Annotated in this window: 8 protein-coding genes; 3 read left to right on the top strand and 5 right to left on the bottom strand. The window is 40.8% G+C overall.

Features of this window, described 5'->3' with window-relative positions; all coding sequences use genetic code 11:
* Positions 1–275: 275 nt before the first annotated feature.
* The gene (gene lptC / locus CK510_RS23535; protein WP_158224954.1) at positions 276–692 is read left to right on the top strand and encodes an LPS export ABC transporter periplasmic protein LptC; all 417 of its coding nucleotides are present in this window, start codon (positions 276–278) and stop codon (positions 690–692) included.
* A 101-nt stretch (positions 693–793) separates the two neighbouring features.
* Here the strand turns inward: lptC and CK510_RS23540 are convergent, their stop codons facing one another.
* From CK510_RS23540 to CK510_RS23550, 3 genes are all read right to left on the bottom strand, one after another.
* Positions 794–1,285, bottom strand: coding sequence for a YajQ family cyclic di-GMP-binding protein (locus CK510_RS23540; RefSeq protein WP_095723992.1), 492 nt, complete (start codon positions 1,283–1,285; stop codon positions 794–796).
* A gap of 107 nt (positions 1,286–1,392) precedes the next feature.
* On the bottom strand, positions 1,393–1,791 hold the full coding sequence (locus CK510_RS23545) for an MAPEG family protein (RefSeq protein ID WP_095723993.1): 399 nt from the start codon (positions 1,789–1,791) through the stop codon (positions 1,393–1,395).
* Positions 1,792–1,809: 18 nt separating this feature from the next.
* Positions 1,810–2,316 carry a DNA recombination-mediator protein A gene (locus CK510_RS23550; protein WP_095723994.1) on the bottom strand — a complete coding sequence of 169 codons (507 nt, stop codon included), beginning with the start codon at positions 2,314–2,316 and terminating at the stop codon, positions 1,810–1,812.
* A 505-nt stretch (positions 2,317–2,821) separates the two neighbouring features.
* Between CK510_RS23550 and CK510_RS23555 the strand changes: the two genes are divergently transcribed.
* Complete coding sequence (locus CK510_RS23555) at positions 2,822–3,292, top strand: DUF3291 domain-containing protein (protein ID WP_095723995.1); 471 nt, start codon at positions 2,822–2,824, stop codon at positions 3,290–3,292.
* On the opposite strand, the gene CK510_RS23560 is transcribed toward CK510_RS23555, so the two are convergent.
* On the bottom strand, positions 3,266–4,375 hold the full coding sequence (locus CK510_RS23560; protein WP_245912355.1) for a phosphotransacetylase family protein: 1,110 nt from the start codon (positions 4,373–4,375) through the stop codon (positions 3,266–3,268). The genes CK510_RS23555 and CK510_RS23560 overlap by 27 nt on opposite strands.
* A 307-nt stretch (positions 4,376–4,682) precedes the next feature.
* Positions 4,683–5,063 (bottom strand): type IV pilus biogenesis protein EbsA, encoded by a 381-nt coding sequence (gene ebsA / locus CK510_RS23565; protein WP_095723997.1) that lies wholly within the window; start codon positions 5,061–5,063, stop codon positions 4,683–4,685.
* Positions 5,064–5,397: 334 nt separating this feature from the next.
* Between ebsA and CK510_RS23570 the strand changes: the two genes are divergently transcribed.
* Positions 5,398–6,813 carry a glycosyltransferase family 2 protein gene (locus CK510_RS23570; RefSeq protein WP_095723998.1) on the top strand — a complete coding sequence of 472 codons (1,416 nt, stop codon included), beginning with the start codon at positions 5,398–5,400 and terminating at the stop codon, positions 6,811–6,813.
* Positions 6,814–6,908: the final 95 nt, after the last annotated feature.

Consider the following 6,908-nt stretch of genomic DNA (forward strand, 5'->3'; position numbering starts at 1 on the left):
ATTAAATACGTATATTAAAGTAACTTAATAAACATTGGATTGTGAAGCAAAATTTAACAACAATATTATCTAGAGTATATATTCTGATACTGCCGTTAAAAGATATTAGCAAGTAGAGAAGAAGGCATTATGTTTAATACGATGCTCATAATTTTATTCACTATCCGCATAACACTGCCAAAAATTAGGTTTTGGACTCCTATCGGACATGGATATATTACAAAAGTTGTGCCAGTATGTTGCAGGTGTGTCTTCAGACCAGACTTGGGAGCAAAATGTTTAATATACGTGGCTTTGTGGTAAATTTTTCATTAATGCGTTGGCTACATTTATCTTTATTACTGCCAGCAGTTCTGACTTCCTTTGTAATTCTTTATGCAAGTATTAGCAGTGTTTACGCGGAGATTAGAGAAAATCACCCAATTCCGAATCCGGTAGTGCAGCAGAATCCAACACCGAACGTCTATACCTGGGAAGGGGATGTAGAGTTTAGATACGAACCACAAAATATTGTCGCGACTGCGGAAAAGGCTGAATATTTTCAATCCGAACAAAAAATAGTTTTGACTGGGAAAGTCAAAGTCACACAACAAGGAAAAACACAAGAAGTGGAAACCGCAACTTTCTTTGTGACTGAGCCATTTAAAATGACTTCCGATCGCGCGATCGTTCCGGGTACTGGGGGAAAATAGTACAACAAGGCAAAAGTAAAAGGCAAAAAAAGAAAGAAACCCTGTAGAGACGAGACATGTCGCGTCTCTCTGTATTGTCCAATTCCCCATTCCTAATGCCCTTATCGATAATTATTAAACTGTAAAGCAACAGGATAATCTTCTTGCTTCAGTCGAGTCATTACAGCTTGTAATTCGTCTTTACTTTTTGCGCTGACTCGCACAGCATCACCTTGAATGGATGCTTGTATCTTCTTAAATTCGTCGCGAATCAATTTAGAAATTTGCTTGCATATTTCCTGACTAATGCCCTTTTTGAGTTTGACTTCTTGACGAATTCGATTACCACTTGCAGCTTCTATTTTGTCAAAATCGAATATTTTCTGCGATAAATTCCGCTTGGCTGCTTTTTCGCGAATTATAGTTTGTATTGTATCCAACGTGAATTCGCTGTCGGTACTGATAGTAATGTTGTCATCGCCTAATTCAACCGTAGTTTTGGTATCTTTAAGGTCGTAGCGACTTTTTACATCTCTGACTACTTGATCGACTGCATTGACTAGTTCTTGTCGGTCAAACTCACTTACTATGTCAAAAGAATATGTCGAAGCCATAGAAGATTTTAGATTTTAGATTTTGGATGAAAGATAAAGGAGTGGGGATTAGGAACTAATCGAGTAGGGACTTAACCTTACCTTTTGCCCTTTCCCCTCTCTCCATATTAACTAGAAACTTGGATGAGGCTCAAAATAAAGAGCGTAGCAGAACCAAGTCCACCAATTGCGAACATTAAAGAACGCAAAATAGGTATATTCACAATATAGAAAATTGAGTAAAGTAACCGAGCCACAATAAACGCGATCGCAGCTACAAATGCCCAAGGGGAATTCACACCAGTTACATAAGCCATCATTGCAGCTGCGGAAAACACCATAAATGTCTCAAACGAATTTTGGTGTGCCCATGTTGCACGTTGGGCGTAAGGTGGTAATTTATCAAACATAGTGCGAGGAGCGGAAATATCGTAGCCGATACTAATACGGGCATAACCGACTACCAAGAATGGTGCGTAGATTAGTGCAGCAGCAGCAACGATAGAGTATAAAAAAATTACAGTCACGGGCGAATGTAACCTTAACTAATCAAAGTAAAACGATGTAACTACCTTTCTCTGTTCTTCGGCATCTCGACAAGTTTGCAGCAGGGTGCGGCTATCGTGGAAGGCAAAGCAGATAAGTTGCTGGCAACGGGAAACAATTTCCTTGTTGCACTGGTAGCTAGCTTCCGCTAACGACAAATTATCATTGCTCGGATTTTCCACAAGATGCATTACTTGTTCGAGTTGTTGGCGCGATTCTAGCGGTTGACGTTCCAAGCTTTGCGGTAAGATTACCGTCAAAAAATTGGGATCAGCTCGCATAGCTCCCCTAATCGCAGCAGAATTAGTGCCTGTTGCACCGGAGGTAATGATGCGGTTGCCTGATAAAACTAAGGCATAAGTCATCATTTCGATCAGATTCTGATGTGCGATCGGGACGTGACGGGAACCCAGCAAGGCGATTCGTTTAGAACCTGTTTGCTGGATAGTAGCCAGTTCTTGCGCTAATGTATCGATATTGTTGATAAGGTCTGTTGACTGACTCAAAGACGGACATTTGCAGATTAAACAACCAAGATATTTTACCAGACTCAGGGCTATCCCTAGCCTTACTTTCGATCAGATATGCAAAACCTTTGTACCAGCAGCATCAAAAATGTACAAATAAGTCCAGAGATGCACAAATTGACTCCCTAAAACCTGAATTTTCTATAAATTTTTTCCAATTATCAGCATGTTCGTTCAATTACCCACAATAGGATTACCCTAACCTTGAAAGGGGGCGGGGAGACCCTGCCCCTACGACTAACCTAAATTCAAACGAAAAAATAAGACTTCCAGATTTTTCTATAAAGAATGAAACAGCCCTGCCCTTGACTGATGGGGGTTAGCGGGGATTCAACAAACTCATAGGCAGCACCATCGCTCTTGCAAAGGGGGTTGATTTACTGAAGGTCAGATTATTTTTATATTTATGAGCTTATTTACAATAAAGTTAATATACAATTAATTTAGTACTCATTAAATATAGTATTGAAGTAGGAGGACGATTATGACCTTAGTATCTGTAACCCGCTTGCGTTTGAAATCCTGGTATGATTTCCCAGGTTTTATGTGGCACAATCTCTTAAGTTGTTGGCAAATCGTCAACATTAAAGGTTTTGTGGGTGGAAAACTCATACAAGATAGGAACAGAGTTTTTTGGACAGTATCGCTGTGGGAGAATCAATTAGCGATGCAGCATTACCGTAATTCTGGGGCACATCGCCAAGTAATGCCGATGATTCAAAAATGGTGTAATGAAGCGGCAATTCTTCACTGGGAGCAAGCAGACGACAGTTTACCCAATATGCAGGAGATATGCCAACGCATGGAAGTAGAAGGAAAATTTACCCACTTATTAAATCCATCACCAGCACATTTAGAGCGAAAAATCGCCAAACCTGTGGGATCAAATGCACAAGCACTGCCGTTGCATCCCAGAAAAAAACAATCTTTAGGTCAGAGTCGCAGTAGCATTTAAGTCCAGCAGAGATAGCAAGCGGTTCACGTCAAAATGCTCACTCATTAACTGACGAATGCACTCAACCTTAATTGGTTCGTGAACCCGTACTTGCCCAAAAGCTTTATCCACAATTTCTACAGTAGTTAATGTATCTAAATCTACTGATAAAATGGGAATTTCCAATTCTTCGGCTCTGGTGAGGATAAAATCTGGGGGTGGTAATTGACCTGTGAGGATGAGACACTGGGTAGAAGTTTCCAAAGCAGCCTGTTGAATTTCCACGCGATCGCCCCCCGTGACTACAGCCATATTCCGGCGTTTGCGGAAGTATTTCACAGCCGAGTTGACATTCATTGCCCCAATTGCCAAACTTTCCACCATTAAATCTAAGCGATCGCGACGGCAAAGAACATCCGCCTGGAGTTGATTTACTAGTTCTCTGACACTAACGCTGCGTAATAAACTATTTTCCGGCAACATTGCCAGTACGGGGATTGCCATGTCCTCTAAAAATGGTCTCATTATCGTGTTAACAGTTTCCAGTTGCGTCGCCGGAATATCATTAATAACGACACCTATTAAGCGATCGCTCAATTTTTGTTTCGCAGATAATAGCGACTCAACCGAAAGCAGCGATTTATAACGACATACCAACAAAATAGCCCCATCGACAGCCTCGGCAACTTGTAGCAAAGATAGTTCAAATAAACTACCCTCTTCTAAATTACCTGCACCTTCGAGCAATATTAAGTCCCCTGCCTGCAAGTGCAAATATTGTTCAACAAGGGACTGACAATAATTAACCTTATCTTCACCACGCAAGCGTTTTTGCACGGCGAATTCATCCAAAGCCAGTAAAGTAGGAGCAAGACGATTTACTGGTAAATTGAGGTTAGCAGCAATAAACTCAACATCCTCCTCTACCAAGCTACCTTCAGATTCATTCAAACAAGTACCCAAGGGCTTACCGTAGGCAATATCAAGTCCTTTTTTCTGTAGCTGATTAGATAAACCCAAAACAGTCGCTGATTTGCCACTGTAAGCTTCAGTCGAACCAACTAGTAAATACTTCGGGGGCAAACATTTAGAGGATTTTGGCACAAGCGCACTCCTAATTTCATTCATTTTGTAGCTTTTAGCGGTCAGAATTTAGAATTCAGAATCAATTAAGTGTGGGAACTTTGCCACGCTTTTTATCCAAATAAGGCAAGATTCGTAGGTTTTACACCAGGCTTAATTGTAGAACCTCTTGCAAGACAAAGGAGGTAATGAACGCTTCATCCTTCTGTGGAAAACAAACTACATTCAAGTCTAGCCACAGAATACCGAACCTGTATTCTATGGCTAGACTACTGAATTCTTTCTTGATAAATAACAGAATATTGCGCTTGACATATTGCCAAAATCATCAATTAGCTTCATCAATACGAAGTAACTTACGATAAAACCCCTGGGAAAAATCAGTTGTATGCTGACGTTTGAAAGTTTCTAAGATTTCAATTAAATAATTAACAAACTCGAAACTAGCCGTCATAATTTCATAGCTGAGTTCCGTATCACCATCAAACTGCATTCGACAGCGTGTTAAATCTGAAGGTAAGCTAGCAACATTCCAACTTGCCACAAAAGAAACCGCTTCACCCCCTTCAATTTTGCGCTCACCTTCTAAAACCCCATTTTGGTAGAGACTGATCGCGTAAGGTAAAAAATTACGCTTATTCCCCTGAATATAAGGCATGTAAACGCTAGCTTGCTGCTGCGAAGCTGGCTGGAGTTTGTCAATAGCCATAACCTAATCTTCCCTTCTGTTAGTAGACGAGCGTATCTGTTTATCACTAGTTGTAGTGTTCCCAAAAATTTATCGTCATTCACAGGATCGGAAATTGGGCATTGGGAATTATCTCTTTGGTTTTTAGTACCTACTTCCCTAGTTCCCAGTCCCTAATTTGCTAAGAAATGTGAAATTGTCAGGTACAATAGGGCTGCATTGACTTGTATTGCAGTTGGGAGTAATGACACAAAAAATACTTTCATTCATTGTGAGTATATGCTTCTGTGTTACTCAAATTCCCTGTTTCTTTATAAGTTTGTAGATAAATACTGGTGGTTGAATTAAGTAAACTATGCCAGCAAATTCCTGGTCTGACGATGATTCTTATAACGAATTTGATGCGCTCGACTCCTTGCTCTCCGAGCTATCGGTAGAAGACGAGGAGTTAGTGGAAGAGACTTCAAGTTCTAATTCCCTGTCTCTTCCATCCCGCTTTCAAAATCGTAGACGTAAAGCGGCTGTAGTTCTGACTCTAGTTTGGAGCAGCACGATCGCACTGCATTTAATTTCTTGGGGTTCTTTGTTTGTTTTGGGCTTAAGTACTATTGTCGGGCTTCATGCTCTAGTAGTAGTCTCTGGTCGTCTAAAACGCTATCCAGAATCCGTTGAGGGTGATTTACCCTTTGTTTCTCTGATAGTATCGGCAAAAAATGAAGAAGCTGTTATCAGCAATCTTGTTGAAAATTTATGTAACTTAGAATACCCAGCAGGGTGCTATGAAGTTTGGATTGTTGACGACAATAGCAGCGACAATACGGGTCAGTTATTAACACAACTTGCCCAAGAATACGACAATTTAAAGGTATTTCACCGTTCGTCTGATGCCACTGGTGGTAAATCTGGGGCACTTAATCAAGTTTTGCCAATGACTAAAGGCGAAATTTTGGCTGTGTTTGATGCAGATGCCCAAATTCACCCGAATTTATTGATGCAAATAGTACCCATGTTCCAGCGCCAGCAGGTAGGAGCAGTGCAAGTACGAAAGGCTATTGCTAACCAGGGTGAAAATTTCTGGACTAAAGGGCAACATGCGGAAATGGCGCTAGATACCTTTTTGCAGTCCCATCGAAATGCGATCGCAGGAGTTCCCGAACTACGAGGGAACGGGCAATTTGTGCGTCGGGAAGCCCTATCTCGCTGCGGTGGTTGGAACGAAGAAACAATTACCGACGATTTAGATTTAACTTTTCGCTTACATCTTGACAAATGGGACATTGAATGCGTATTCGATCCATCTGTTAAAGAAGAAGGTGTAACAGATGCGATCGCGCTTTGGCATCAACGTAACCGATGGGCAGAAGGTGGATTTCAGAGGTATTTAGACTACTGGGATTTACTTTTAAAAAATCGCTTGGGAAGTCGCAAAACCCTGGATATGATGATATTTATGCTATCGCAGTATATTCTGCCGATGGCATTAATCCCCGATTTCTTGATGGCAATAATTCGCCAACGTCCCCTAATGCTAGCTCCGATTACTGGTGTTGCCATGAGCATGTCAGTGACAGGAATGTTTGTTGGGTTAGCGCGGATACGAAAAGATAAGAAATTTAGAGTTTCCTCATATTTGTTAATATTGCTACAAACCATACGAGGCTCAATATACATGCTTCATTGGTTAGTAGTTATTAGCAGCGTGACAGCTAGGATGTCCGTCAGACCAAAACGGTTGAAATGGGTGAAAACAATACATCAAGGGAATAAATAATACGTAGAGACGACCCGATGGGTCGTCTTTTTATTTTTTATTTGGGTCGTCTTTTTATTTTTTATTTGGGTCGTCTTTTTATTTTTTATTTGGGT

It is taken from the genome of Brunnivagina elsteri CCALA 953, assembly GCF_002289455.1.
In the GTDB taxonomy this organism is placed as follows: Bacteria; Cyanobacteriota; Cyanobacteriia; order Cyanobacteriales; family Nostocaceae; genus Brunnivagina; species Brunnivagina elsteri.

Excerpts from the sequence above, each read along its gene's own strand:
- lptC (WP_158224954.1), top strand. The coding sequence starts at position 276 with ATGTTTAATATACGTGGCTTTGTGGTAAATTTTTCATTAATGCGTTGG.
- CK510_RS23540 (WP_095723992.1), bottom strand. The coding sequence starts at position 1,285 with ATGGCTTCGACATATTCTTTTGACATAGTAAGTGAGTTTGACCGACAA.
- CK510_RS23555 (WP_095723995.1), top strand. The coding sequence starts at position 2,822 with ATGACCTTAGTATCTGTAACCCGCTTGCGTTTGAAATCCTGGTATGAT.
- ebsA (WP_095723997.1), bottom strand. The coding sequence starts at position 5,063 with ATGGCTATTGACAAACTCCAGCCAGCTTCGCAGCAGCAAGCTAGCGTT.
- CK510_RS23570 (WP_095723998.1), top strand. The coding sequence starts at position 5,398 with ATGCCAGCAAATTCCTGGTCTGACGATGATTCTTATAACGAATTTGAT.